Source organism: Tenacibaculum halocynthiae, assembly GCF_964512825.1.
In the GTDB taxonomy this organism is placed as follows: Bacteria; Bacteroidota; Bacteroidia; order Flavobacteriales; family Flavobacteriaceae; genus Polaribacter; species Polaribacter halocynthiae.
In genome coordinates, this window is the sequence record NZ_CAZELG010000028.1 from 138,320 (window position 1) to 163,929 (window position 25,610).

The following is a 25,610-nucleotide window of genomic DNA, read 5'->3' on the forward strand; positions in this document are numbered from 1 at the left end:
ATTAATAGTTTTTTTATAAATTAGATTTCTGTTTTTAATTTTATATTAAAAGAAATGAGTATAGAGCAGTCGGATTTATATGAAGCATTAAAGAAAATCTTTGGATTTAATAAGTTTAAAGGTTTACAAGAAAATGTAGTAAATAGCATTTTAAATAATGAGAACACGTTTGTGATCATGCCTACGGGGGGAGGTAAATCATTATGTTATCAATTACCAGCACTAATGAAAGAAGGAACAGCTATTGTTGTTTCTCCATTAATTGCTTTGATGAAAAACCAAGTTGATGCTATAAGGGGGATTTCAGAAAATAAAGGAATAGCACATGTTTTAAATTCATCTTTGAATAAAACAGAAATAAGCCAAGTAAAATCTGATATAGAAAGCGGAATAACAAAGTTGTTATACGTTGCTCCTGAATCACTTATTAAGGAGGAATATGTAACCTTTTTAAGGCAACAAAAAATTTCTTTTGTGGCAATTGATGAAGCCCATTGTATTTCAGAGTGGGGGCATGATTTCAGACCTGAGTATAGAAACCTTAGAGCGATTATTAAACAAATTGATAATGTTCCAATAATAGGTTTAACAGCTACAGCTACAGAAAAAGTACAAGAAGATATATTAAAAACGCTTGGTATGAGTGATGCCAATGTTTTTAAAGCTTCCTTTAACAGGGCAAATTTATTTTATGAAGTACGTCCAAAAACAAAGGAAATAGAAAAAGATATAATTAGATTTATCAAAACTAGAATAGGTAAATCAGGAATTATTTATTGCCTTAGCCGTAAGAAAGTAGAAGAAATAGCACAAGTATTACAGGTTAATGGTATAAATGCGGTGCCTTATCATGCTGGATTAGATGCAAAAACAAGGGTTAAACATCAAGATATGTTTTTGATGGAAGATTGTGATGTTGTTGTTGCTACCATTGCCTTCGGAATGGGAATAGATAAACCAGATGTTCGTTTTGTTATCCATCACGATATACCAAAAAGTTTAGAGAGTTATTATCAAGAAACTGGTAGAGCAGGTAGAGATGGAGGAGAGGGTTACTGTTTAACTTTCTATTCATATAAAGATATTGAAAAGTTAGAGAAGTTTATGGCAAATAAACCTGTAGCTGAACAAGAAGTAGGGCATGCTCTATTACAAGAAGTTGTAGGTTATGCAGAAACATCAATGAATAGGCGTAAATATTTATTGCATTATTTTGGAGAAGAGTTTGACGCTGTAAATGGAGAAGGTGCAGATTTGGATGATAACATGCGTAACCCTAAAAAGAAACATGAAGCAGAAAATGAAGTAGTAAAGCTACTTTCAGTAATTAGAGATACTAATGAAATGTACAAACCTAAAGAAGTGGTAAATACTATAATAGGTAAGGAAAACGCATTATTAAAATCTCATAAAACCACACAACAACCATTTTTTGGAATAGGAAAAGATAAAGACAATCATTATTGGATGGCTTTAATACGTCAAGTATTAGTAGTAGATTTAATTAAAAAAGAAATTGAACAATACGGTGTTTTAAAATTAACCAAAAAAGGAAAAGATTTTATAGGAAGTCCAACATCATTTATGATGACAGAGAATCATGTATATGCTACTGATGACGATGGTACTATTATCACTAATACTAAATCTAATGGTGCTGGTGTAGATAATAAGTTAGTAGCAATGCTTAAAGACTTAAGGAAAAATGTTGGGAAGAAATTAGGAGTACCTCCATTTGCTGTTTTTCAAGATCCTTCAATTGATGATATGGCCTTAAAGTATCCAATAAACTTAGAAGAGTTATCGAAGGTTCACGGTGTTGGAGAAGGTAAAGCTAAAAAATATGGTAAAGATTTTGTAAAATTGATAGCGAATTATGTTGAAGAAAACGATGTAATGCGCCCTGATGACTTAATAGTAAAAAGTACTGGAGTAAACTCTGGATTAAAGTTATACATTATTCAAAATACTGACAGGAAATTACCATTAGATGACATAGCAAAATCAAAAGGGTTAGAAATGCCTGAATTAATTAAGGAAATGGAAGCTATTGTATTTTCTGGAACTAAACTTAATATTGATTATGCAATAGAAGATTTATTAGATGAAGATCAGCAAGAAGAGATAAGTGAATATTTCATGGAGGCTGAAACGGATAAAATACAAGATGCACTTGATGAGTTTGATGGAGATTATGATGAAGATGAATTACGATTGATGAGAATTAGGTTTATGAGTGAAGTAGCAAACTAATTTAAAAGAGTATGAAAACTAGTACGTATTTACATTTTAACGGTAATTGTGAAGAGGCAATGAAGTATTATGCAGATGTTTTAGGTGGTGAAATAACAATGCTAATGCAATTTAAAGAAGCACCTGAAGAAATATGCAATATGATTCCTGACTTTGCAAAAGAACTTATTATGCACTGTACTTTGGAGGTTGGAAATATGGCTATTTTAGCTTCTGACTTCTTAAATGAAAAGGAGGATTTTAAAGCTGGAAATAATTTTGCAATTAGTTTAAATGCAGAAGATGAAAATGAAGCGTTAACTGTTTTTAATGGATTAGCTGAAGAAGGTACTATTTTAATGCCTTTTTCGGAAGCTTTTTGGGGAGGTAAATTTGGAATGCTAAAAGATAAATATGGTGTTAGTTGGATGATGTCCTTAGGTGATAACTCTATTTAAAAAAAATGAATTTAAAAGTAACAGAATATATACTAGACAAAAATAAATGGACGCAAGAGTTAAAACTCTTGCGTTCTGCTTTACAAGAATTACCATTAGAGGAAGATATAAAATGGGGAATTCCAGCTTATTTATATAAAGGGAAAAACATAATAGGGATGTCGGCTTTTAAAAATTATTGTGGTTTATGGTTTCATCAAGGAATATTTTTGAAAGATGAAAACAAATTACTTATAAACGCACAAGAGGGAAAAACAAAAGCAATGAGACAGTGGAGATTTAATTCATTAAAAGATATTGATGTTGAACTAGTAAAAAGTTATGCTCTAGAAGCTATTGATAATGCTGAAAAAGGAAAAGCAATAAAACCACAAAAAAATAAAACACCTATTATAATTCCTCAACAATTACAAAATGAATTGGATAGTAATTCATTACTTCTAGAAAAATTTGATTCTTTCAGTTTAAGTAAACAACGAGAATATGTAAATTATTTAATAGAAGCTAAACGTGAAACTACAAAACAAAAGCGTTTAGAAAAAATAATACCTATGATATTAAAAGGTATAGGTTTACATGATAAATATCGTTAATTGATAAATATTTTATCAATAGTTGAAGTAGAATCACAACGTGTTACGTATAAACTCATGTTTTTTAAACTGTCTTTACCAGTAATATAATATTCAGCACAAGGTTTTTGTCTTGCTTTACTTTTACCAAAATCAACATCTCCATTTTTTAAAATTTGAGAAATATATGAAGTATCAATTTTTTTTGTAGCTAGTATTCGTTTAACATCGTTAGAAAATAGACGTTTTTTAATTCTTATAGATTTTAAAGTTCTTGCATCCATACCATAATCAAAAGAGACATTTTTGTTTTTCCAAAAAAACAATACAGCAACTGAGCCTAATGCTAATCCTATAAGGTAATATCCAAAACGTTTTAATAACTGCATAATTAAATTTTTTCTGAATGCAAAAGTAGAGATAATTAAGGTTAGAGTTATAAAATAATATTAGATTCTTGTGATTTTTATTAAAAAGAAAACCAAAGAGATTATTCTCTTTGGTTTTCCAAGTTATAAATCAGTAAAAGTTAATTTTAAATAGGTATAAAAGCTTGTATTTTATAAAATTCTTTTGAGTTTACACGATCGCCAGAAATATTTGGTCCAGCTGCGAATCTAAACCAAACACCATTATTAAGAGTAGTTTTAATATAAGCGCCTAAGTATTGGTATAAGGTAATTGTATTTCCACTATCTGCTCTTGTTTGACCTAGATGTTCATAAAACCCTCCAATAGATAAACTCTTATTAATTTTAAACCCTGGTATAACCCAATTAAGCATTAAGTCTTGTGAGTTACCTTCACCTCTTAAACTTTTATAATAAGCGGTATATGCTTCAAATTCAAATCTACCAGAATTATAAATCATAAACAAACTAGGTATTATACTTTCAGCAATTTTAGTTTCAGCAGCACCTGATAGTAACTTTCCATGACCAAAACCTAAGCTAGGGTTTAAATAAAGCTTATTATTAGCTAAAGAGTAGCCTAAACCAATACCAGTTTCTAAAAATAAATCTTTACCTTGATTACCAAAAGATGGATTTACCCAAAAAACACTATAAAAAGTTAAATTTGTTTTTGGTTTTATTTGATGTGATCCTAAGAAAACATTATTAAATCCTGCGCCACTATTATGTATAGGCATAATTGCAAAACTTGTTTTATTTTCTTTTTCTTCTTGACTGTAAATGTTAAGTACAGATATAGTAAGTACTACAAATGATATTATTAAATTTTTCATGGTAAAGTTATTTTTTAATTGGTTGATAAATTGAGTTAAAATTTGCTATTCGCTTTTCTAAAAAAGCATCCATTCCTTCTTTTTGATCTTGAGTATTGAATAGAGAATGAAATACTCTTCGTTCAAATACAATTCCATCTTTTAAACTGCATTCTAATGATTGATTAATAGCTTCTTTCGAAGCTATTAATGCAGTTTTAGAATAATTAGCAATGTTTTGGGCGTATTTTATGACATTGTTTAAGAAGTTATTTTGTGAAATAATTTTGGAAGCTAATCCAATGTTCTCTGCTTCTTTAGCTTCAATATTTCTTCCTGAAAGGATAATGTCCATAGCTTTAGATTTACCTACCAAGGAAGTAAGCCTTTGAGTACCACCAATACCAGGTATAACTCCTAATTTTATTTCTGGTTGACCAAATACTGCATTTTCTGAAGCAAGAATTGTATCACACATCATTGCTAATTCGCAGCCTCCACCAAGAGCGTAGCCTGAAACAGCAGCTATTATAGGGGTTTTTATTTTGGAAAATACTTCCCAATATCCAAAATAATCTTCTTCAAACATTTGAGAAAAATTTTTAGAAGCCATTTCTTTAATGTCTGCACCAGCACAAAAAATATTTTCGCTTCCAGTGATAATTATACAGCCAACTGAAGGTGATTTGTCAAATTTTTCTAGCTTAGAAATTAGCTCATACATGGTTTCAGTATTTAACGCATTTAATGCGCTAGGTCGATTTAGCTTGGCAACAACAACCCTTCCTATTTGTTCAAATAGTACGTTCATTTTTATTATGTTTATATTAATTTTTAAGAATCCCAAATAGCTCCATAAGCAGGAATTCCTCTAGATTCCATATTATGAACAACTTTTTGAGTAAGTTTTTGGTTAGATATGCATATTACAGCTTCAGCTTTAAAGTCACTATAAGCTTTATAAGCAAGCTTAACTAGATCGGGTTTTCCATTAGCATCTGTATCCCATATAATAGCATTAGGTTGAACTGCTTTAATTTCATTTACTAATTTTTCACCATATGTTTTTTCTGGATTTCTTGTAGCCCAAATAAGAACGGATGGAGTTTCATTTAATAGTAAATGTGGAATACAAGGACCTATTCCACTTCCTGTAGCAACCCAAATAATTTTTTTAAATAGTTTATCTACGTTACCAACTCCAGCAGTTGGTATACCTTTAACCCAAATTTTTTCAGGTTTATCAGAAATGAAGTTACCAGTCCAATCTCCAGCTCTAGATATGGTTAATCTAAATCCATCTTTGTCAGGAGCAGGAACATTAGCAAAAGAATGCCATTCTAATAAAGGGTTTTTACTTAAAGCAGTAGATGAACCTGCAAAGGGAGTAACCCCATAGTTAAAAGATGTAAGTGCTACATGGTTAGAAGGTTTCACTATTTCGATATCTACTTTTTTAAGTCGTAACCAAGGTAAAATAACGCTTATTGTTAGAGTGATTAATATCCAGAAATTAGAACTGTAAAAAAGTGTATTGTGAGTATTTTGAATATTAATAAACAAAAACATTTGTACCCAAAATAAAATCAGTACTGTCCATCCACCTAATCTATGGGTTAATTCAAATTGATTATGGTATTTTGCTCTAATTTGAGGTAAAGCCATAAGTATGATTACAATTAATAGAGCCAAGATTATAGTGGTTATGATGATAATTTCAATATTAACACCTGGCAAATAATTTAAATAATGGTAGTATAATGAACCTACAAAAATTAAATACCAAAGAGTTCCCATTGATGTGGAAGAACTATGTATGCCACCAAAGTGGTATACTTTAGCACAAATTCTCCTTATAAATAAAGGCCAATTTTTAGGTGGACTAGTTGCGATCTTAAATAATAAATTAATAACATATTGTTGTCTAATTAAAATTCCTAAGGCAAAATTGAATAAAATTATCTGGGCTATTTTATCAATTTCAATTCCTTCTGCTTTAAACCAATTCCAAGTGGTATATGCCTTTATAAAAATACCAATATTTATTAATGAAATAAGTATAAATAAACGATGATATGGTATTAACCAAGGATGTTTTCCTAATCTATATAGAAAACTTTTTTTTGGAGGTAATATGATATTTTCCATGATTTATTTATTTAAAGATTTTTTTAACTCCCTTTTATCAATTTTCCCCCTAGAAGTTTTAGGAAGTTCATTTAAAAAGATAAATTCATTGGGTACATAGTAATATGGTAGTTCTTTCTCTATTGCTTTTTTTATAAGCTCAGTAAGATTAGTTTTAGTTTTTGCTTGTAATCCAATAAATGAAACTAGAAAGTTTTGATGTTTTAATGTTACTGCTCTTTTAACTTCTTTAAAACCTTCAATTATTTTTGAAATAGCATCTAGTTCTACTCTAAAGCCTTTGATTTTTACTTGATCATCAACTCTTCCATAATGAATTAATTCTCCAGCCTCATTCCATTTTCCTAAATCACCAGTATTAAACATTTTACTTTTTTTGGACAAAAAAGGGTCATCTAAATATTTTTTAGCATTTAAAATATCGTTATTTAAATAGCCTTTTGTAACGCAATCTCCACCAGCCCACATAATACCAACCTCACCAATTTTTGTTGGTTTCATATCTTCATTTAAAATATAAACAGTGTTATTAGGAGTTGGTTTGCCAATTGATAATTCACTTGTTCCTGGAATACACTTTTTCATTGTATTCACAATAGTAGTTTCTGTTGGGCCACAAGAGTTGTAAAAATTACAAATTCTTGACCAAGTGTTTGCAAGTATAACTGGACAAGGTTCTCCAGCAACAGCCACAGTTTCTATATTTTTACATTTTTTATAGTTAATTGTAGTTAAAACAGTTGGTGTAGCGATAATTACATTAGCTTTTTGAGCAGTTTCGTTAATATCTTTATCTCTTATTAATAAAGTGCCTCCATTACCTAGGCAACCTAAAACTTCCCAAGCAGCCATATCAAAGGAAATATTTAGCAATTGTGCTACTTTTGTACCTGGTTTTATCCCTAAGTTACCAGGAGAGTTAAAAAGAATATTACATAAGTTTTTATGAGTTACTTGAACTCCATTAGGTAGCCCTGTTGTACCAGATGTAAATAAAATGAAGCAAATTTTATTAATATTATCATTCTTATAATTAATAAGTTTTATGTTGCCATATAAATTTCTGTAAATCTTCTTTTTTAATTCTTTATCAATTAAAATAGTTTGTTTAGTAGAAAAAAAAGATACACTTTCTTTGTAATTTGAAAAGGTTAGTATCATTTTTTGATTACTTAATTCACTAATGTTTTTCAACATTTTTGGAGGTACAATCCGTGGGTCTTGAGGCACATATATTGCCCCTAATTTAAGTGCGGCAACAATACCAATTAGAAAATGAATAGACCGATGTGTGTACAGACCAATAGTGTCTCCAGATTTAATTCCTTTTTGTTTTAAAATAAGAGCTAAAATGGTAGCTTCATTATCTAATTCTTTATAGGTTATTGTATCATTTAAAAATGAAGCAGCTACATTATTAGGAGTTTTTCCTAACCAATATTCAAAAGCATTGAGAACGCTTTTAAATGTAGATGTTGTTTTTTTTGCAATACCATATTCTATAAATAGGTTTTGATTTTCAGGGGACAAATTACTAATAGCATTAAAGTTAAACTCTCTATTTATTTGGTTTACCTCTTTGCTTTGTTTATATAATTCTAAAGAATTAGAACTATGTGATAAAGCTGATTTTTTCATAAAATAGTTTTTAAGTTAGTATTTATGATGTATAAAAAAGCTGCAGCTAATTTTAATGAGGTAAAGAACTTTTATAAGTATCACGGAAGTATCACAGAAAAATCATTTTTATATCACGACTAAATTTTATATGTTAGCCTTTCCCCAGTTTTTTTATGCTATTATACTTGTAAATGAAAAAAGTACTTATTATTGAAGATGATGTTGCAATTTCTAAATTGTTAGAATTTCATTTAATAGACCTTAATTATACTATTATTAAGGCTTTTAAAGGAGATGTAGGTTTAGAGAAAGCTTTAAATGATGATTTTACATTAATAATATTAGATATTACGTTACCTAATATTGATGGAATAGAGGTTTGCAAACAAATTAGGTTAGTAAAGCAAACTCCAATAATAATGCTTACTGCAAAAACTGAGGAACTAGATAAAGTATTAAGTTTGGAGTTAGGAGCAGATGATTATATAACAAAACCTTTTAGTATAAGAGAGTTTATTGCTAGAGTGAAAGCTGTAACTAGGAGGTTTGAAAATACTTCGGGAACCAAAAAAATAATTGAATCTAACAATGAATTAATATTTAAAGAGTTATCTATAAATATAGATAAGCGCAAGGTTCTTTTAAAAAATAAAGAAATAAACTTATCACCAATAGAGTTTGACTTACTTGTTTTAATGGCGTCAAATGCAGGTAAAGTTTATAGTAGAGAGAAATTATTAGAATTAGTATGGGGATATGACTTTGATGGTTATAGGCATACAGTAAATTCACACATAAATAGATTGAGAGGTAAAATAGAAGAAAATATGGTAACCCCTAAATTTATATTAACTACTTGGGGGGTAGGGTATAAGTTTAACGATGAGTTAAAGATACCCTCCCATGAAAAATCACAAAGCAGTATCGAATAAATTAATCTTAAAATTAGGATTTACGTTTTTAACACTAATTTTTATTGTAGGAATAGTGTATATTTCTTTAACATTTTTCTCAGTTAAAAAGTTTTATAGCGAAACTACTCAAAGACTTAATGCTAATATTGCTAATCATTTAATAGAAGAGAAGTTCAAAAAGAATTCTCCTTTTTTAGATGATGGCTCTGTAAATAAAAGTTTATTTGGCGATATAATGCATGATATGATGGCTGTTAATAGAGCTATAGAAGTGTATTTACTAAATGAATCTGGAGAAATTTTGTATTCAGTAGTATTAGATCATACGAATCCGAATAAGCCATTAAAGAAGATTAGTTTATTACCTGTAAAAAAGTTTATACAAAATAAAGAGCAGTATATATTGGGGGATGACCCTAGAGAAGCTGGGAAACAAAAAATATTTTCAGCAGCTCATTTTGTAAAAAATAATAAGGAAGGTTATATATATATAATATTGGCAAGTCAAAAATTTCAACAGATTTGTGATTCACTATTTACCGACTATTTTTTTAAGTTATGTACTAGAACAACTTTATTAACTATGATTTTTGCTGTTTTCATAGGTTGGTTAAGTATTTGGTTTTTAACTAAAAGTTTACGTACAATCATTCATCATGTAAATAAGTTTAAGGAGGGAGATTTGTGTAGTAGAATACCCAACCCATATAATTCTGATTTATCTGTTTTAGCTGTTACATATAATAACATGGCTCAAACGATATCGCATAATATTAAAGAAAAAGAGTCTATAAATAGTTTTAGAAAAGAACTAATAGCTAATGTTTCACATGATTTAAGAACTCCTTTAACAGCTATTAGAGGGTATATAGAAACTTTAAAAATAAAAGAAGGGAGTATTGCTATTAATGATAGAAAAGAGTTTATGGATATAATAGAAAAGAGTGCTTGTTATTTATCCAACTTAGTAAATCAACTATTTGAGTATTCTAAACTTGAAATAAAACAAATTGAAATAAATTTAGAGCCATTTTACCTGACTAATTTAATGTTAGATATTAAACAACGATATGAGATATTAGCAAAAAACAAGAATATAAAAATATCTATGATTGTTAAAACATCATTACCACCGGTAATGGCAGATGTCAAATTAATTGAAAGAGCAATACAGAATATATTGGATAATGCGATAAAGTTTACACCAATTAATGGTAAAATAACAATATACCTATCTAATAAGCAAGGTTATGTTTCAGTTAAAATTAAAGATAATGGACCAGGTATTTATGAGCATGATCAAGAATTAATTTTTGATCGACACATGAAGGCTACATTAACCAATAAGGAACAAGGTATTGGTTTAGGTTTAGCTATCGTTAAAAAAATAATGGAACTTCACAAAACAGAAATAACTGTTAATAGTTATGTAAATAAAGGAAGTGTTTTTGAATTTAATTTACCAAGTTATAATATTAATAATTAGATTTATAGAAACAATAAGTTAATATCTCTATATGGTAAATCAAACCAATCAGCAACTGTTTTGTTTGTTAAAATACCGTGGTAAAAATACATTCCATTTCGTAAGCTTTTATCAAATCGAGCAGCATGTTCAAAGCCACCTTCTTCAGCAATTTCTAATAAATAAGGAGTAAAAATGTTACTTATAGAAAAAGAAGCAGTTCTAGAATACCTTGAAGGTATATTAGGAACACAATAATGTATCACACCACTATCTGTAAAAGTAGGTTTACTATGTGTAGTAATTTTAGAAGTTTCAAAACAACCACCTCTGTCTATACTTACATCAACAATAACAGCACCTTTTTTCATTTGTTCAATCATAGTTTCAGTAACAACTACTGGCGCTCTATTTTTACCTCTTAAAGCACCTATAGCAACATCACATCGCATTAATGCTTTAGCTAATGTTTTAGGTTGAATAGTAGAGGTATAAATTGGAGTATTAATGCAATTTTGTAGTTTTCTTAATTTAGTTATAGAATTGTCAAAAACTTTAACTCTAGCCCCCAATCCAATAGCAGATTTAGCAGCAAATTCACCAACAGTACCAGCACCAATAATTACTACGTCACTTGGAGGAACGCCACCAATATTACCTAATAATAAACCATTTCCACCATTAGCTGTAGTCATTAGTTCTGCAGCTATATGCATAGAGGCAATTCCTGCGATTTCACTAAGTGATTTTACAATAGGGTATACACCATGATCATCTTTTATATAGTCAAAAGCAATGGCAGTAATTCTTTTTTTAGCTAATGCTTCAAAGTATTTTTTATCTTGAGTTTTTAATTGCAAAGCTGAAATAAGAACAGCTTGAGGATTAAGCATTTTAATTTCATCAAGAGAAGGTGGCTCAACTTTTAAAACTATATTACAAGCAAAAACTTCTTTAATATCATAAGAAATTTTAGCTCCAGCATCTGAATATTCTTTATCACAATAATTAGCACCATCTCCAGCTCCAGTTTCAACAACAATTCTGTGCCCATGAGCAACCAATGCAGAAACAGCATCAGGGGTTAAGCTAATTCGCTTTTCTTCAAAATGAGTTTCTTTAGGTAGGCCTATAAAAAGTTCTCCTTTTTGCTTTTTTATTTCAAGCATTTCAGGCTGTGGCATTAATTGTTCTTTAGTAAAAGGCGAAGAAATAGAGCTCATTAGTTAGTTTTTAGTTGAATATTACGTTCACCACTTTCCAATAATGAAAGTTGAATAGTAGTAGCTTCTAAAGGTAGCAAATTTTTAACATTTTCAGGCCATTCAATTAAACACAATTGATTACTGTATAAATAATCTTCTATTCCCATATCGTATGCCTCCTCTTCTGTTTCAATTCTATAAAAATCAAAATGATATACAATTCCATTATTATTAGTATGATATTCATTTACTAATGAAAAAGTAGGGGAGTGAGCCACATCTTCAACTCCTAAGACCTTACAAATTTCTTTGATTAAAGTAGTTTTACCAACGCCCATTTCACCTTGAAATAAAACTATTTTGTTTTGTAAATTTTTAATAACTTCTTCAGCTATTAAAGGTATTTCTTTTAAAGAATAATTTTTATCCATAAAAACAAAAATAAAGAACTTTATGAGAGTATAGAAATTTAGTTTTTATATCTATAATGACCAATAATTTTAAAATTAAATAAGCAATCTTCAAGTATTTGGCCAGCACCTATGTTATGAACAATCATAAAACGTTTTTTATTATTTGATTTTTTATTAACAACTATCCCAATATGAGTAACTCCTCCATGTAAATTCCAACAAACAATATCTCCAGGAAGATAATCTTTAGCATTTGTAGAATTTGTTTTTATAGTGCCCTTTCGTTTAAAAAATGTCATTAAATTTGGAACCCTTCTATGGTCAATGTTGGTGTCAGTTTTTCTTAATCCCCAGATTTTTGGGTATAGATTAAAATTAGATTTCATATCTAGATGAATTTCTTTTTGTAAATCAATACCAAGAATTCTATAGGCACGAATAACTACGTCAGTACAAACACCTTTATCTTTAGGAATATCCCCATTGGGATAAGATATTGAAAAATAGCTAGGATCATAAGTTACTTTTTTTTCAGTTAACTTCATGGCAGCTTTACTGAGTTTGTCGTATTGGTTTTGAGAAAAAATGTTTAAACATAAAGTAAATAATAAAATAAAAAAAAATGTTTTTCTCATTTTATTTAGGATTGTAAACACCACAAGGTATAATTATTTCTTCTAATGAGATACCACCATGTTGATACGTATTTTTATAATATTTAACAAAGTGATTATAGTTATTAGGATAAGCAAAAAATAAATCCTCTTTAGCGAAAATAAAAGGACTGTTTATAGCTACAGATGGTAAAAAAATATCTTTTGGATTTTTTACAGCAAAAACATCTTTATCTTCATAGCTTAAGCTTCTTCCTGTTTTATAACGTAAGTTAGAACTAATATTTTTATCTCCAATTACTTTGGTAGGAGTTTTAGAGTTAATAGTACCATGATCAGTAGTAATAATTAACTTTTGTCCTAATTTTTGTGCTTTTTGAATGATTTCATATAAAGGTGAATTTTTGAACCAACTTACAGTTAATGATCTATAAGCTTTATCGTCACCTGCAAGTTCTTTTATAACTTCCATTTCTGTTTTTGCATGTGAAAGCATGTCTACAAAATTATAAACTATCACAGTCAAATCATTTTGTTTAGTTCCATTATAATTATCAGCTAAATCTTTACCACTTTTTAAAGAAACAATTTTGTAGTATTCGTGCTGTAATGATAAGTTTAAACGTTGAATTTGTGATGTTAAAAAGTCAGATTCATATAGGTTTTTACCACCTTCATCAGTATCATTTTTCCAAAATTCAGGATGTAATTTTTCCATCTCAGAAGGCATTAAACCTGAAAATATTGCATTTCTTGCATATTGAGTAGCAGTTGGTAAAATACTATAGTATGAATGTTCTTCTTCTTTTTTATAATAGTTGTTGATAAATGGTTCTAACACTCGATATTGATCATAACGAAGATTATCAATTACAACCCATAAAACACCTTGGTCTTCACTTAAATTAGGTATAATGTAATCTTTAAAAAGTGTGTGAGAAAATGTGGGTTTATCATCATTAGTTAACCAATCCTGATAGTTCTTCTTAATAAATTTGAAAAACTGAGTATTAGCTTCTGTTTTTTGCGATTCTAAAATTTCAAGCATTCCAGTATCGTTAATGTTTTCAAGTTCAAGTTCCCAATGTACAAGTTTTTTGTATAAATCAGTCCAGTCATCATATGTATTAACCATAGCTAAATCCATAGAGATTTTCCTAAATTCTTGTTGGTAACTAGAAGTAGTTTTTTCTGATACTAATCGAGAATGATCTAAATTCTTTTTTAAGCTTAATAGTATTTGATTAGGGTTCACGGGTTTAATTAGATAATCAGCAATTTTTGAACCTATAGCTTCTTCCATAATATACTCTTCTTCACTTTTAGTAATCATAACTACTGGAAGATTTGCGTTTATTTGTTTAATAGCAGCTAAAGTTTCTAAACCAGTAATTCCTGGCATATTTTCATCTAAAAAAACAATGTCAAAATTTTCTTCGTTTACTAAGTCTATAGCATCTGTACCGTTAGTACACGATGTTACTTTATAATTTTTCTTTTCTAAAAATAAAATGTGTGGTTTTAGTAAATCTATTTCATCATCAACCCAAAGTATATCTATATTTCGCATATGTTTTTTTATCGTGTTAGCTTATATTTAACGCTAAATATAAGTTTTGTTGTATTTGTAAAAGCTAAAAATACGTTAATAAAGCTATCGGTTATTTGGTTTTGTTAATAAATTATAATTCTTTTGCTTAAAATTGAAGCAATTATCTATTTTGAATAAGCCACAAACAAATAAATTAAAAATATTAAATGATCCAATTTATGGATTTATATCTATACCTAACACGTTAATTTTTGACATTATTGAGCATCCTTTTTTTCAACGATTAAGGAGAATTACTCAAATGGGATTATCAAATTTGGTATACCCAGGAGCAAATCATACTCGTTTTCATCATGCAATAGGATGCATGCATTTAATGCAAAAAGCAGTTCTTGTATTAAGAACAAAAAATGTTGAAATTTCTGAAGCAGAAGAGAATGCCTTATGTATAGCAATTTTGCTACATGATATTGGTCATGGAGCATTTTCTCATGCATTAGAGCACAGTATTGTTAATGGAATATCTCATGAAGAAATTTCATTAAAATTTATGAGAGAATTAAACGAAGAGTTTAATGGGAAATTAAGTTTGGCTATTGAAGTTTTTGAAGGGAGATATCATAGAAAGTTTTTATACCAATTAATATCAAGTCAGTTAGATATTGACAGGTTAGATTATTTAAAAAGAGATAGTTTTTACACAGGTGTTACTGAAGGAAATATTTCGTCTGATAGGTTAATAGCTATGATGAATGTAATTGATGATGAGCTAGTGATAGAAGAAAAAGGGATTTATTCTGTTGAAAAGTTTATTATTGCCAGACGCTTAATGTATTGGCAAGTATATTTACATAAAACAGGAATCGTTGCTGAAAGTATTTTAGTCAATGTATTAAAAAGAGCAAAAGAGTTAGCATCTAATGGAGTAGAATTGTTTGGAAGTAAAGCGTTAAAACATTTTCTTTATAATACAATATCAAGTAATAATTTTACTAAAGAAACTTTAAAAATATTTTCTAGATTAGATGATTATGATATTTTATCAGCTATTAAAGAATGGATAAATCATGACGATTTTATTTTATCAAATTTATCTAAAATGATTGTTAATAGAGAGTTACTCAAGATTAAAATTCAAGAAACTCCATTTACTGATAAGTCGATAAAAGAAACAATAACCATAGTAAATGATAGGCTTAACTTAAATAAAGAAGCACTTAATTACTTTGTGTTTTCTAATAAAATTTCAAATCAAGCATACAACACCGAAAAACCTATAAAAATATACACAAAAAAAGGGAAATTGAAAGATATTGCTAAAGCATCAGATCAATTAAATGTTTTAGCTTTAACCAAACCAGTGGTGAAATATTACCTTTGTTACCCTAAAATACTTGTTCAAAGTTAAATGATCTTGTTATTAAAAGATGTAATTAAACAAAAATAATTACTTTTGCGATTAATGAAATTCAAAGCAAAACAAATAGCCGAAATTTTAGAAGGAGAGATTGTAGGTAATCCAGAAGCCGAAGTATCGAAGTTATCTAAAATTGAAGAAGGTGAATCAGGTTCATTAACCTTTTTATCAAATCCTAAATATAATTCATATTTATATACTACTGAAGCTAGTATAGCGATTGTAAATAAAAGTTTTGAGCCTGAAAAAGAAATTAGCACAACTCTAATTAAGGTTGAAGATGCTTATAAAGCTTTCTCTAAATTATTAGAATTTTATAATGAAGTAAAAAATAATAAAGAAGGAAGAGAGAACCCTCATTCAATAGCTGATTCAGCAAAAATAGGTGCTAAAGAGTATATTGGAGCTTATAGTTATATAGGAGAAAATGTAAGCATAGGAGAAAATGTAAAAATCTACCCTAATTCTTATATAGGAGATAACGTTACTATAGGAGATAATTGTACATTATTTTCGGGTGTAAAAGTATATTCTGAAACCCAAATAGGAAATAATTGTAAAATTCATTCAGGTTGTGTAATTGGTTCTGATGGATTTGGTTTTGTACCAGATGAAAACGGTGAATATAAAGCTGTTCCTCAAATAGGAAATGTTATTATTGAAGATAATGTTGATATTGGTTCTAATTCAACAATTGATAGAGCTACTTTAGGTTCTACAATTATAAGAAAAGGTGTTAAATTGGATAATCAAATTCAAATAGCACATAATGTTGAAATAGGTAAACATACGGTTATTGCTTCTCAAACTGGTGTAGCTGGTTCTACTAAAATTGGAGAGTATTGTATGATTGGAGGACAAGTTGGAATTGTTGGACATATAACAATAGGCAATAAGGTTAGAATACAAGCACAATCTGGTATTGGAAAAAGTTTAAAAGATGGAGACGTAGTTCAAGGTACCCCAGCTTTTAATTATTCAGATTATAATAAATCTTACGTACATTTTAAAAATTTACCAAACATAGCAACTACTATTCATAAAATTGAAAAAGAGTTGAATACTCGACAAAACAAAAATGAGTAAAAAACAAACAACAATAAAGAATGAAATAACATTATCGGGTGTAGGGTTACATACTGGTAATGAGGTAACAATGACTTTTAAACCAGCGCCAGTAAATAACGGATATTCATTCGTTCGTGTTGATTTAGAAGGAAAGCCAACAATTGAAGCAAAAGCTGAGTATGTTACAAATACTCAAAGAGGGACTAATCTTGAGAAGAAAGGAGTGCAAATTCAAACTTCTGAACATGTTTTAGCAGCTGCAGTAGGTTTAGATATAGATAATTTAATTATTGAAATTAATGCTTCTGAACCACCAATAATGGATGGATCATCTAAATTTTTTGTAGAAGCTCTAGAAACTGCAGGATTAGTTGAGCAAGATGCTGAAATACAAGAATATGTAGTTAAAGATATAATATCTTTTAAAGATGAAGAATCTGGTAGTGAAATAATATTAATGCCAGCTGATGAATACCAAGTAACTACTATGGTAGATTTCGGAACTAAGATATTAGGTACCCAAAATGCTACATTAACTAAAATTTCTGATTTTAAAGAAGAGATTTCAGCAGCTAGAACATTTAGTTTTTTACATGAAATTGAAATGTTATTAGAAAACAACTTAATTAAAGGTGGAGATCTTAACAATGCTATTGTTTATGTAGATAAAGAGTTATCAGATACAACAATGGAAAAGTTAAAAAAGGCTTTTAAAAAGGATAATATAGCAGTTAAGTCAAATGGTATTTTAGATAATTTGAATTTGCATTGGGCAAATGAAGCAGCTAGGCATAAGTTATTAGATGTTATTGGTGATTTAGCACTTGTTGGAACTCGTATTAAAGGAAAAGTAATAGCTAATAAGCCTGGGCATTTAGTGAATACTCTTTTTGCAAAGAAGTTAGCTAAAATCATAAAGTTAGAAAAGCGAAACAATGTTCCTAAATATGATTTAGATCAACCTCCTTTAATGGATATCCACCAAATAATGGATATTTTACCGCATCGTCCACCATTTTTATTGATAGATAGAATTATTGAATTATCAGACACTCATGTTGTTGGGATGAAAAATGTAACAATGAATGAAAATTTCTTTGTTGGACATTTTCCTGGTGCACCGGTAATGCCTGGAGTTTTACAAGTTGAGGCAATGGCTCAATGTGGAGGAGTATTAGTTTTAAATACGGTTCCTGATCCAGAAAACTACTTAACTTATTTTATGAAAATGGATAATGTTAAGTTTAAACAGAAAGTATTACCAGGTGATACTTTAACATTTAAAGCAGAATTGATAGGACCAATACGTAGAGGTATTTGTCATATGCAATCTTATGCATATGCTAATGGTAAATTAGTATGTGAAGCCGAATTAATGGCTCAAATTTCTAAAGTGAAATAAATTATGAATCAACCTCTAGCATACGTACACCCTCAAGCAAAAATTGCAAGAAATGTAGTTATTGAACCTTTTACAACAATACATGCAAATGTAGAAATTGGATCAGGAACTTGGATAGGATCAAATGTTACTATAATGGAAGGAGCACGTATAGGTAAAAATTGTCGTATTTTCCCTGGGTCTGTAGTTTCTGCAATACCCCAAGATTTAAAGTTTGATGATGAAGAAACAACTGTTATTATAGGTGATAATGTTACTATAAGAGAGTGTGTAACCATAAACAGAGGAACTTCTGATAGAATGAAAACAGTTATAGGTAATAATTGTTTAATAATGGCATATTGCCATATTGCACATGACTGTATTGTTGGTGATAATTGTATTTTTTCTAATAATACTACATTAGCTGGGCATGTAACAGTAGGAGATAATGTTGTATTAGCAGGAATGGTAGCAGTTCATCAATTTGCTTCTGTAGGAAAGCATGCTTTTGTAACAGGAGGGTCATTAGTTAGAAAGGATGTACCACCTTTTGTTAAGGCTGCACGTGAACCTTTGTCATATGTAGGAATTAATTCAGTAGGTTTAAGAAGAAGAGGTTTTTCAACAGAAAAAATAAGAGAGATACAGGATATTTATAGAATTTTGTATCAGAAAAATTATAATAATACTCAAGGAGTTGAGATCATTGAAGCTGAAATGCAAGCAACTTCTGAAAGAGATGAAATTTTACAATTTGTAAAAGATTCTCATAGAGGTATCATGAAAGGATATTTTAAAGCGAGTTAACAATATAGAATTGTTAATAATTTAAGAACTAATAAAAACATAAGAATATAAAATGGCAACAACATCAGATATTAAAAACGGATTATGCATGAGATATAACAATGACATTTATAAAGTTGTTGAATTTTTGCATGTTAAGCCAGGAAAAGGACCTGCATTTGTTAGAACAAAATTAAAAAGTGTTACTAGTGGTAAAGTAATAGATAACACTTTCCCTTCAGGAAGAAAGATTGATGATGTTAGAGTTGAAACTCACAAATTCCAATATTTGTATAGTGAAGGTGAAACATTTCATTTTATGAATCAAGTTGACTATTCTCAAATTACATTAGAAAAAAGCACTTTAGATGCTCCAGATTTAATGAAAGAAGGAGAAGTTGTAACTATTATTATTAATTCAGAAGATGATATGCCTTTATCAGTAGATATGCCAGCAAGTGTTATCTTAGAAGTAACACATACTGAACCAGGTGTTAAAGGAAACACAGCAACGAATGCAACTAAGCCAGCTACAGTTGAAACTGGTGCAAGAGTAAATGTTCCTTTATTTATAAATGAAGGAGATAAAATAAAGATTGAAACGACTAAAGGTACATACCAAGAGCGTATAAAAGAATAATTAATATTCCCGCTAAGGCGGGAATTTCTTTTTAAAATGAAATTTAAAAAAGCACAAACTTTAGAGCAAATAGCTACATTATTAAATATTGAATATGTTGGCGAAAAAAACTTTACTATAACAGGAATCAATGAAATTCATGTTGTAGAAAAAGGTGATATTGTTTTCGTTGATCATCCTAAGTACTATGATAAAGCTTTAAAGTCAAAAGCAACTACTGTTTTAATTAATAAAAAGGTAGAATGTCCTGAAGGAAAATCGTTATTGATTTCTGATGATCCTTTTCGTGATTTTAATAAAATAACAAAGTATTTTAACCCTTTTATAGCTTCAAAAACAATTGTTTCAGAAACTTCAATAATAGGAGAGGGGACAATAATTCAACCAAATGTTTTTATCGGAGAAAATGTTTCTATAGGTAAAAATTGTATAATTCACCCTAATGTAACAATTTATAGCAATTGTAGTATAGGTGATAATGTAACGATCCATGCTAATACTGTTATAGGAGCAGATGCTTTTTATTATAAAAACAGGCCAGAAGGATTTGATAAGTTAATTTCAGGAGGAACTGTTATTCTTGAAAATAATGTAGATTTAGGAGCATCATGTACTATAGATAGAGGAGTAACAGGTAATACTACTATTAAAGAAGGTACAAAAATTGACAACCAAGTTCATATTGGTCATGATACTGTTGTTGGAAAAAAATGTTTAATAGCCTCACAAACTGGGATTGCAGGTTGCGTAATAATAGAAGATGAAGTAACTATTTGGGGGCAAGTTGGTACAAATAGCGGAATTACCATTGGTAAAGGAGCTGTTATTCTAGGACAAACAGGAGTAACTAAATCTATTAAAGGTGGTAAATCGTATTTTGGAACCCCAATTTCAGAGTCTAGAGAAAAGTTAAAAGAGATCGCAGAAATTAAACGTTTCTTAAAAGAACAAAAAAAGAAATAAAAGTTTCAAAAATAAGTTCTAAAAAACTATTTTTGTCATAGCAAATTTAAAAATAAAAACAAACCAATGAGTGTTTTAGTAAATAAGGATTCAAAAATTATAGTACAAGGATTTACTGGTAGTGAAGGAACTTTTCATGCTGGTCAAATGATAGATTATGGAACCAACATTGTTGGAGGTGTTACACCAGGTAAAGGAGGTCAAGAGCATTTAGGTAAACCAGTTTTTAATACAGTAGATGAAGCTGTACAAAAAGCAGGAGCTGATACTTCTATTATTTTTGTGCCACCAGCATTTGCTGCTGACGCTATTATGGAATCAGCTGAAGCAGGAATTAAAGTAATTATTTGTATTACTGAAGGTATTCCTACCGCTGATATGGTAAAAGTAAAAGCTTATATCGACGCTAAGGAAGATTGTACTTTGGTAGGACCTAACTGTCCTGGAGTTATTACTCCTGATGAAGCTAAAGTAGGAATTATGCCAGGGTTTATTTTCAAAAAAGGAAAAGTTGGTATTGTTTCTAAATCAGGAACATTAACATATGAAGCAGCTGATCAAGTTGTAAAACAAGGTTTTGGAATAACTACAGCTATTGGTATTGGAGGAGATCCTATTATTGGAACTACAACAAAGGAAGCTGTTGAGCTATTAATGAATGACGAAGAAACTGAAGCAATCGTAATGATTGGTGAAATAGGTGGTAACTTAGAAGCTGAAGCTGCTCGTTGGATTAAAGCTGATGGTAATAGAAAACCTGTTGTAGGTTTTATAGCAGGACAAACTGCACCAGCTGGAAGAACAATGGGACATGCAGGAGCTATTGTAGGTGGTGATGATGATACTGCTCAAGCAAAAATGAAAATATTAGCTGAAAACGGAGTTCACGTTGTTGAATCTCCAGCTAAAATAGGTGAAATGGTAGCTAAGGTTTTAGCTTAATTTAACCATAAATCAAAAAAAAATGTTGAATTAACATAATTTAACTAAATAAAATCCGTTGAATTTGTAAATTCAACGGATTTTTTATTTTAATCAAACACTATTAATTATCATGATGAAATTTAAGTTGCTATTAGTTAGCATGTTACTTGTATTTGTGTCGAGTTGTAAACAATCAACTACTACAAATAATGAAGTAAAAACAGAACAAAAAACAGATGCAAATGGTTTTGCATATGAAACTGTTGCAAATGATCCTACAGGACTTCGTTTGTACACACTAAAGAATGGTTTAAAAGTATATTTAAGTAAAAATACTGATGAGCCTAAAATTCAAACTTATATTGCAGTTCGTGCAGGATCAAATTATGATCCAAAAGAATCTACTGGTTTAGCTCACTATTTAGAGCATATGGTATTTAAAGGAACTCATAAAATAGGAACTTTAGATTGGGAAAAAGAAAAAGAATATTTGAAAAAAATTTCTGACTTATATGAGCAGCACAGAACAGAAGAAGACCTTGAAAAAAAGAAAGCTATTTATAAAGAAATTGATAAAGTTTCTTTAGAAGCATCTAATTTTTCTATCGCTAATGAATATGATAAAATGACTAGTTCATTAGGTGCAACAGGTACTAATGCACATACATGGTTTGAAGAAACTGTATATAAAAATAAAATTCCTGCAAATGAATTAGATAAGTGGTTAAGCTTAGAGTCTGAGCGTTTTAGTACGTTAGTTCTACGTTTATTTCATACAGAATTAGAAGCTGTATTTGAAGAGTTTAATAGAGGACAAGATAATGACTTTAGAAAACGTTATGCTGCAATGTTAGAAGGGTTATTTCCTAAGCACCCTTACGGACAACAAAAAACTATTGGTACAGCTGAACATTTAAAAAATCCTTCTTTAGTTGATATCAATAATTATTTTGACAAATATTATGTACCTAATAATATGGCAGTAGTGTTAGTTGGAGATCTTGATTTTGATGCTACAATTAAAAAGGTAAACGATAATTTTGGTAAATTCGAGAAAAAAGAATTAACACATCCAGTGTTACCAAAAGAGGATGCAATAACTCAACCGGTTATAAACGAGGTTTTTGGTCCAACATCAGAAAGTGTTTCTATAGCGTATCGTTCTAAAGGAGTAAATTCTGAAGAAGAGAAGTTAGTTACTTTATGTGATATGATTATGGCTAATGGAAATGCAGGTTTATTAGATTTAAACTTAAATCAAAAGCAGGTTGTTCAAAGAGCTGGTTGTTCTCCTACATTTTTAAATGATTATGGATACCATAATTTTACTGGTAATCCTAAATCAGGGCAAACTTTAGAAGAAGTTAAAGATTTATTACTTGAGCAAATCGAAAAATTGAAAAAAGGAGAGTTTGACGAGTGGATGATTGAAGCCGTTGTAAATGATTTAAAATTAAGTCAAACACGACAATATGAAAATAATACTGCATTAGCAAGTGCATATTATAATGCATTTATTCACCATGAAAAATGGGAAAATAAAGTTAAGTTTTTAAACGACTTAAAGAAAGTAACTAAAAAAGAATTAGTAGACTTTGCTAATAAGTTCTACCAAAATAATTATGTAGTTACTTATAAAAGAAAAGGGGAAGATAAGAATATCGTAAAAGTTGAAAACCCTGGAATAACTCCTGTAAATTTAAATAGAGGTAAAAGTTCTGAGTTTATTCAAGCTTTTAATAAAGTTGAATCTGCTACTTTAGAACCTAAATTTATAGATTATAAAACTGCAATCAAGGAAACTAAAACAGCAAACGATATAAATGTTTCTTTTATAACTAATCAAAAGAATGACTTATTTGATTTAAATATCATTTTTGATATGGGGGGAGATCATAATAAGAAATTAAGCTTAGCTGCTGGTTATCTAGAATACATTGGTACTGATAAGTATTCAGCTGAAGAAATTAAAAAAGAGTTTTATAAATTAGGTATTAACTATTATGTAAGTGCTCAAAATGATAAAACGTATGTAGGTTTAAGAGGATTGAAAGAGAACCTGTCAAAAGGACTTGAATTACTTGAACATTTATGGGATAATGCCAAAGCTGATCCAGAAGCATATGCTAAGTATGTAGAAAAAATTTACAAAGGACGTCAAGATGGTAAAACTCAAAAAGGGAATATTCTATGGGGTGGATTAATGAACTATGGTAAATATGGTGAAAACTCTCGTTTACGTGATATTATGCAAATAGACGAGTTAAAAGCAATCAATCCAGAAGAATTAGTGAATATTGTAAAAGATATGAAAAACTATAAGCAACGTATTTTTTATTACGGAAAAGATGTTGATGCTGCTGTTTCTGCTTTAAATACTCACCATAAATTATATGGAGAATTAAAAGATTACCCTGAGAAAAAAGTATATAAAGAAACTGAAACAGGAGGTAATGTATTTTTTACTAACTATGATATGGTTCAAAGTGAGCTATTATTTTTAGCAAAAGGTGCTCCGTTTGATCCTAAAAACTTAGCAGCATCAACATTGTTCAACACTTATTTTGGTAGCGGATTATCATCAATTGTATTCCAAGAGATTAGAGAAAGTAAGTCTTTAGCTTATTCTGCATTCGCATCTTATAGTAATGCAAGTAAAAAAGATGATTCAAATTATGTAATGGCGTATGTAGGTACTCAAGCAAATAAATTATCACAAGCAGTTGATGCTATGATGGATTTAATGAATAATATGCCAGAAGCTGAAAAGCAATTTAATGCAGCAAAAGAAGCTACATTAAAGAAAATTGCAGCTCAAAGAATTACAAAATCTAGTATCTTTTGGTCTTATGAAAGATTAAAGAATTTAGGTATTGATAATGATAATCGTGAAGAAATGTATAACACGATTAAAAATATGACTATAACTGATTTAAAATCGTTCTTTGATAAAAATGTTAAAGGGGAATCATATAACGTAATGGTAATAGGAAATAAGAAAGATTTAGATGTTAAATCGTTACAGAAATTAGGTAAAATTACTGAGTTAGATGTAGATAAATTATTTAATTACGTAGATAAAAAAGAGGTGAAGCAATAAGTTAACCTTTCTTAAAACTATTCAAAACCATAGATTTATTATATAAAATCTATGGTTTTTTTTATAGCTAAAAGAGAAATTACAAAGTGATATTTTTAAACTTGAAAATTATAGATTAAAGAGTATTATAGTATATTTGCTATAGTTAAAACAACTAATAAATGAAACTTTTAGAAAATAAAACAGCAATTATAACTGGAGCAACCAGAGGTATTGGTAGAGGAATTGCCTTAGAATTTGCAGCACAAGGAGCTAATGTTGCTTTCACGTACAGTTCATCTGTAGATGCTGCTAAAGCATTAGAAAAAGAATTAACAGATTTAGGTGTAAAAGCTATAGGATACCAATCTAATGCAGCTGAATTTGATGCAGCTCAAGAATTAGCTAAAGATGTTTTAAAGGAATTTGGAACAATAGATATTTTGGTAAATAATGCAGGTATTACTAAAGATAATTTATTAATGCGTATTTCTGAAGATGATTTTGACAAGGTTATACAAGTAAATTTAAAGTCTGTTTTTAATTTAACAAAAGCTGTAATTCGTCCAATGATGAAACAACGTGCAGGCTCAATTATTAATATGAGTTCTGTTGTAGGTTTAAAAGGAAATGCAGGGCAGGCAAATTATGCTGCTTCTAAAGCTGGTATTTTAGGTTTTTCTAAATCTGTAGCATTAGAGTTAGGTTCTAGAAATATAAGAAGTAATGTAGTTGCTCCTGGTTTTATTGAAACTGAAATGACTGCTAAGTTAGACGAGAAAGTAGTTGAAGGCTGGCGTAATGAAATTCCTTTAAAAAGAGGAGGAAGTCCTAAAGATATAGCAAATGCTTGCGTGTTTTTAGCATCTGATATGAGTGAGTATATTACAGGGCAAACATTATCAGTTGATGGAGGAATGCTTACATAGTA

General features: G+C 29.4%; 23 protein-coding genes. 14 read left to right on the forward strand and 9 right to left on the reverse strand.

The window, feature by feature from the left end; genetic code table 11:
- Window positions 1–54: 54 nt before the first annotated feature.
- The 3 genes from ACKTTQ_RS09885 to ACKTTQ_RS09895 are packed head-to-tail and all read left to right on the forward strand — an operon-like array spanning window position 55 to window position 3,283.
- Window positions 55–2,253 (forward strand): ATP-dependent DNA helicase RecQ, encoded by a 2,199-nt coding sequence (locus ACKTTQ_RS09885; RefSeq protein ID WP_113787221.1) that lies wholly within the window; start codon window positions 55–57, stop codon window positions 2,251–2,253.
- An 11-nt stretch (window positions 2,254–2,264) separates the two neighbouring features.
- The gene (locus ACKTTQ_RS09890) at window positions 2,265–2,690 is read left to right on the forward strand and encodes a VOC family protein (RefSeq protein ID WP_299134118.1); all 426 of its coding nucleotides are present in this window, start codon (window positions 2,265–2,267) and stop codon (window positions 2,688–2,690) included.
- Window positions 2,691–2,695: 5 nt separating this feature from the next.
- Window positions 2,696–3,283 carry a YdeI/OmpD-associated family protein gene (locus ACKTTQ_RS09895; RefSeq protein ID WP_408049101.1) on the forward strand — a complete coding sequence of 196 codons (588 nt, stop codon included), beginning with the start codon at window positions 2,696–2,698 and terminating at the stop codon, window positions 3,281–3,283.
- Here the strand turns inward: ACKTTQ_RS09895 and ACKTTQ_RS09900 are convergent.
- From ACKTTQ_RS09900 to ACKTTQ_RS09920, 5 genes are all read right to left on the reverse strand, one after another.
- Window positions 3,280–3,651: a DUF4258 domain-containing protein gene (locus ACKTTQ_RS09900; protein ID WP_408049102.1), complete on the reverse strand. Its 372-nt coding sequence runs from the start codon at window positions 3,649–3,651 to the stop codon at window positions 3,280–3,282. The two genes, ACKTTQ_RS09895 and ACKTTQ_RS09900, sit on opposite strands and share 4 nt — an antisense overlap.
- A gap of 146 nt (window positions 3,652–3,797) precedes the next feature.
- Window positions 3,798–4,508 carry a DUF6733 family protein gene (locus ACKTTQ_RS09905; protein ID WP_093871286.1) on the reverse strand — a complete coding sequence of 237 codons (711 nt, stop codon included), beginning with the start codon at window positions 4,506–4,508 and terminating at the stop codon, window positions 3,798–3,800.
- 7 nt (window positions 4,509–4,515) lie between these two features.
- Window positions 4,516–5,298: an enoyl-CoA hydratase-related protein gene (locus tag ACKTTQ_RS09910; protein WP_408049103.1), complete on the reverse strand. Its 783-nt coding sequence runs from the start codon at window positions 5,296–5,298 to the stop codon at window positions 4,516–4,518.
- A 23-nt stretch (window positions 5,299–5,321) separates the two neighbouring features.
- Entirely contained in the window at window positions 5,322–6,635 is a 1,314-nt protein-coding gene (locus ACKTTQ_RS09915) for a ferredoxin reductase domain-containing protein (protein ID WP_299134103.1), read from the reverse strand.
- Between the two features lie 3 nt (window positions 6,636–6,638).
- Entirely contained in the window at window positions 6,639–8,273 is a 1,635-nt protein-coding gene (locus ACKTTQ_RS09920; protein WP_093871283.1) for an AMP-binding protein, read from the reverse strand.
- A gap of 173 nt (window positions 8,274–8,446) precedes the next feature.
- Between ACKTTQ_RS09920 and ACKTTQ_RS09925 the strand changes: the two genes are divergently transcribed.
- Both ACKTTQ_RS09925 and ACKTTQ_RS09930 read left to right on the forward strand, forming a co-directional pair.
- Entirely contained in the window at window positions 8,447–9,187 is a 741-nt protein-coding gene (locus ACKTTQ_RS09925) for a response regulator transcription factor (protein ID WP_113787212.1), read from the forward strand.
- Window positions 9,159–10,655, forward strand: coding sequence for a sensor histidine kinase (locus ACKTTQ_RS09930; RefSeq protein ID WP_093871281.1), 1,497 nt, complete (start codon window positions 9,159–9,161; stop codon window positions 10,653–10,655). The genes ACKTTQ_RS09925 and ACKTTQ_RS09930 overlap by 29 nt, the downstream gene beginning before the upstream one ends.
- 2 nt (window positions 10,656–10,657) lie before the next feature.
- Here ACKTTQ_RS09930 and ACKTTQ_RS09935 read toward each other — a convergent pair whose 3' ends face one another.
- Genes ACKTTQ_RS09935 through porX form a run of 4 tightly spaced genes read right to left on the reverse strand, consistent with a single transcriptional unit; the run spans window position 10,658 to window position 14,436 of the window.
- Window positions 10,658–11,857 carry an alanine dehydrogenase gene (locus ACKTTQ_RS09935; RefSeq protein WP_093871280.1) on the reverse strand — a complete coding sequence of 400 codons (1,200 nt, stop codon included), beginning with the start codon at window positions 11,855–11,857 and terminating at the stop codon, window positions 10,658–10,660.
- The gene (tsaE, locus tag ACKTTQ_RS09940) at window positions 11,857–12,270 is read right to left on the reverse strand and encodes a tRNA (adenosine(37)-N6)-threonylcarbamoyltransferase complex ATPase subunit type 1 TsaE (RefSeq protein ID WP_093871279.1); all 414 of its coding nucleotides are present in this window, start codon (window positions 12,268–12,270) and stop codon (window positions 11,857–11,859) included. The genes ACKTTQ_RS09935 and tsaE overlap by 1 nt, the downstream gene beginning before the upstream one ends.
- A gap of 38 nt (window positions 12,271–12,308) precedes the next feature.
- Entirely contained in the window at window positions 12,309–12,887 is a 579-nt protein-coding gene (locus ACKTTQ_RS09945; RefSeq protein ID WP_408049104.1) for a DUF1287 domain-containing protein, read from the reverse strand.
- 1 nt (window position 12,888) lies between these two features.
- A complete protein-coding gene (gene porX, locus ACKTTQ_RS09950) occupies window positions 12,889–14,436 on the reverse strand; it encodes a T9SS response regulator signal transducer PorX (RefSeq protein WP_093871277.1) in 1,548 nt (515 codons plus the stop codon).
- A gap of 133 nt (window positions 14,437–14,569) precedes the next feature.
- On the opposite strand from porX, the gene ACKTTQ_RS09955 reads away from it, so the two are divergent.
- The 9 genes from ACKTTQ_RS09955 (at window position 14,570) to fabG (ending at window position 25,608) form a co-directional block, all read left to right on the forward strand.
- Window positions 14,570–15,826, forward strand: coding sequence for an HD domain-containing protein (locus tag ACKTTQ_RS09955; protein ID WP_255405211.1), 1,257 nt, complete (start codon window positions 14,570–14,572; stop codon window positions 15,824–15,826).
- 54 nt (window positions 15,827–15,880) lie between these two features.
- Window positions 15,881–16,921, forward strand: a complete 1,041-nt coding sequence (lpxD, locus tag ACKTTQ_RS09960) for a UDP-3-O-(3-hydroxymyristoyl)glucosamine N-acyltransferase (RefSeq protein ID WP_113787206.1) — start codon at window positions 15,881–15,883, stop codon at window positions 16,919–16,921.
- Window positions 16,914–18,305, forward strand: a complete 1,392-nt coding sequence (locus ACKTTQ_RS09965) for a bifunctional UDP-3-O-[3-hydroxymyristoyl] N-acetylglucosamine deacetylase/3-hydroxyacyl-ACP dehydratase (RefSeq protein WP_093871274.1) — start codon at window positions 16,914–16,916, stop codon at window positions 18,303–18,305. The genes lpxD and ACKTTQ_RS09965 overlap by 8 nt, the downstream gene beginning before the upstream one ends.
- A 3-nt stretch (window positions 18,306–18,308) precedes the next feature.
- The gene (gene lpxA, locus ACKTTQ_RS09970) at window positions 18,309–19,094 is read left to right on the forward strand and encodes an acyl-ACP--UDP-N-acetylglucosamine O-acyltransferase (RefSeq protein WP_093871273.1); all 786 of its coding nucleotides are present in this window, start codon (window positions 18,309–18,311) and stop codon (window positions 19,092–19,094) included.
- A 52-nt stretch (window positions 19,095–19,146) separates the two neighbouring features.
- Window positions 19,147–19,713: an elongation factor P gene (gene efp, locus ACKTTQ_RS09975; RefSeq protein ID WP_093871272.1), complete on the forward strand. Its 567-nt coding sequence runs from the start codon at window positions 19,147–19,149 to the stop codon at window positions 19,711–19,713.
- A 36-nt stretch (window positions 19,714–19,749) separates the two neighbouring features.
- Window positions 19,750–20,676, forward strand: coding sequence for a UDP-3-O-(3-hydroxymyristoyl)glucosamine N-acyltransferase (locus ACKTTQ_RS09980; protein ID WP_113787205.1), 927 nt, complete (start codon window positions 19,750–19,752; stop codon window positions 20,674–20,676).
- Window positions 20,677–20,742: 66 nt separating this feature from the next.
- A complete protein-coding gene (gene sucD, locus ACKTTQ_RS09985) occupies window positions 20,743–21,618 on the forward strand; it encodes a succinate--CoA ligase subunit alpha (protein ID WP_093871270.1) in 876 nt (291 codons plus the stop codon).
- 115 nt (window positions 21,619–21,733) lie between these two features.
- Window positions 21,734–24,700, forward strand: a complete 2,967-nt coding sequence (locus ACKTTQ_RS09990; RefSeq protein ID WP_456243497.1) for a M16 family metallopeptidase — start codon at window positions 21,734–21,736, stop codon at window positions 24,698–24,700.
- A gap of 161 nt (window positions 24,701–24,861) precedes the next feature.
- A complete protein-coding gene (gene fabG / locus ACKTTQ_RS09995; RefSeq protein ID WP_408049106.1) occupies window positions 24,862–25,608 on the forward strand; it encodes a 3-oxoacyl-[acyl-carrier-protein] reductase in 747 nt (248 codons plus the stop codon).
- Window positions 25,609–25,610 lie beyond the last annotated feature (2 nt).

Excerpts from the sequence above, each read along its gene's own strand:
- ACKTTQ_RS09885 (WP_113787221.1), top strand. The coding sequence starts at position 55 with ATGAGTATAGAGCAGTCGGATTTATATGAAGCATTAAAGAAAATCTTT.
- ACKTTQ_RS09890 (WP_299134118.1), top strand. The coding sequence starts at position 2,265 with ATGAAAACTAGTACGTATTTACATTTTAACGGTAATTGTGAAGAGGCA.
- ACKTTQ_RS09895 (WP_408049101.1), top strand. The coding sequence starts at position 2,696 with ATGAATTTAAAAGTAACAGAATATATACTAGACAAAAATAAATGGACG.
- ACKTTQ_RS09900 (WP_408049102.1), bottom strand. The coding sequence starts at position 3,651 with ATGCAGTTATTAAAACGTTTTGGATATTACCTTATAGGATTAGCATTA.
- ACKTTQ_RS09905 (WP_093871286.1), bottom strand. The coding sequence starts at position 4,508 with ATGAAAAATTTAATAATATCATTTGTAGTACTTACTATATCTGTACTT.
- ACKTTQ_RS09910 (WP_408049103.1), bottom strand. The coding sequence starts at position 5,298 with ATGAACGTACTATTTGAACAAATAGGAAGGGTTGTTGTTGCCAAGCTA.
- ACKTTQ_RS09915 (WP_299134103.1), bottom strand. The coding sequence starts at position 6,635 with ATGGAAAATATCATATTACCTCCAAAAAAAAGTTTTCTATATAGATTA.
- ACKTTQ_RS09920 (WP_093871283.1), bottom strand. The coding sequence starts at position 8,273 with ATGAAAAAATCAGCTTTATCACATAGTTCTAATTCTTTAGAATTATAT.
- ACKTTQ_RS09925 (WP_113787212.1), top strand. The coding sequence starts at position 8,447 with ATGAAAAAAGTACTTATTATTGAAGATGATGTTGCAATTTCTAAATTG.
- ACKTTQ_RS09930 (WP_093871281.1), top strand. The coding sequence starts at position 9,159 with ATGAAAAATCACAAAGCAGTATCGAATAAATTAATCTTAAAATTAGGA.
- ACKTTQ_RS09935 (WP_093871280.1), bottom strand. The coding sequence starts at position 11,857 with ATGAGCTCTATTTCTTCGCCTTTTACTAAAGAACAATTAATGCCACAG.
- tsaE (WP_093871279.1), bottom strand. The coding sequence starts at position 12,270 with ATGGATAAAAATTATTCTTTAAAAGAAATACCTTTAATAGCTGAAGAA.
- ACKTTQ_RS09945 (WP_408049104.1), bottom strand. The coding sequence starts at position 12,887 with ATGAGAAAAACATTTTTTTTTATTTTATTATTTACTTTATGTTTAAAC.
- porX (WP_093871277.1), bottom strand. The coding sequence starts at position 14,436 with ATGCGAAATATAGATATACTTTGGGTTGATGATGAAATAGATTTACTA.
- lpxD (WP_113787206.1), top strand. The coding sequence starts at position 15,881 with ATGAAATTCAAAGCAAAACAAATAGCCGAAATTTTAGAAGGAGAGATT.
- ACKTTQ_RS09965 (WP_093871274.1), top strand. The coding sequence starts at position 16,914 with ATGAGTAAAAAACAAACAACAATAAAGAATGAAATAACATTATCGGGT.
- lpxA (WP_093871273.1), top strand. The coding sequence starts at position 18,309 with ATGAATCAACCTCTAGCATACGTACACCCTCAAGCAAAAATTGCAAGA.
- efp (WP_093871272.1), top strand. The coding sequence starts at position 19,147 with ATGGCAACAACATCAGATATTAAAAACGGATTATGCATGAGATATAAC.
- ACKTTQ_RS09980 (WP_113787205.1), top strand. The coding sequence starts at position 19,750 with ATGAAATTTAAAAAAGCACAAACTTTAGAGCAAATAGCTACATTATTA.
- sucD (WP_093871270.1), top strand. The coding sequence starts at position 20,743 with ATGAGTGTTTTAGTAAATAAGGATTCAAAAATTATAGTACAAGGATTT.
- ACKTTQ_RS09990 (WP_456243497.1), top strand. The coding sequence starts at position 21,734 with ATGAAATTTAAGTTGCTATTAGTTAGCATGTTACTTGTATTTGTGTCG.
- fabG (WP_408049106.1), top strand. The coding sequence starts at position 24,862 with ATGAAACTTTTAGAAAATAAAACAGCAATTATAACTGGAGCAACCAGA.